Source organism: Allobosea sp. FBZP-16, from assembly GCF_002831785.1.
In the GTDB taxonomy this organism is placed as follows: Bacteria; Pseudomonadota; Alphaproteobacteria; order Rhizobiales; family Beijerinckiaceae; genus Allobosea; species Allobosea lupini.
The window spans coordinates 1-753 of sequence record NZ_LNCQ01000015.1 but is presented as its reverse complement, the minus strand read 5'-3'; the positions used below and the strand labels follow the sequence as shown (position 1 = coordinate 753).

Annotated in this window: 1 protein-coding gene; it reads right to left on the bottom strand. The window is 64.1% G+C overall.

Going from position 1 to position 753, the window contains the following annotated elements; translation table 11 throughout:
- The coding region (locus CXY91_RS05390) for a flagellin N-terminal helical domain-containing protein (protein ID WP_465246841.1) at positions 1-420 on the bottom strand (420 nt) is incomplete at its 3' end.
- Between the last annotated feature and the right edge of the window lie 333 nt (positions 421-753).

Below are 753 nucleotides of genomic sequence, written 5' to 3'. Positions count from 1 at the left end.
GGCATCGTCATCGAGCAATTTCTTGTCGAGGGCGATGTCCTTCAGGCTCTTGCTGGTGGTCGTGACTTCCGCCGCAGTGGCGAGAGCCGTGCCGGCCTTGGTCGGACGGTTCTGAGCCGCGTCGGCCTGGGCCTGCTTGATCGTCGACTGCAGCGAACCGACGAGCTTGGTGATGCCGTCGATGCCCTTGGAGGCAGCCTGGATGGTCTGGATGCCGTTCGAGATGCCGTCGAGCAGGCCGGTGAGCTGGCTCGAGCGATCATTCAGCGAGGCGGCGGTGAAGAAGTTGACCGGGCTGTCGATCGCGGAGTTGACCTTCTTGCCGGTGGCGAGACGGTTCTGGATCTGCGCGGACTGGGCGGCGGTCGACTGCAGCGTCGAGAGATTGTTGCGAACGCCGGCAGAGAGCGAAACGGCCATGATTTGATACCTTCCTGGTATGGTGCCTTCTGGCATCGAGCCCGTTCTGGACCCGACGGGGAGACCATGCGTCCGATCTCGTAACGAGCGGTAAATTCGGGGCGACGAACTGCTCGCAAACCGGGCGAAGTCCCGGCATGGTTAACGGATCCGGAACGGCCGCGGTCGAGACCGCGCGAGCTGCCGATTCCGAAATGGGCCCAAACGAAAAGCGGCGGAGCCGAGGCTCCGCCGCTCTTTTGCTTCGTCCCGCGTTCTGCGGGGTGATCCGCTCCTGCGGACCGAAGATCAGCCGAGGAGACGCAGGACGCCCTGGTCGGCCTGGTTGGCGAG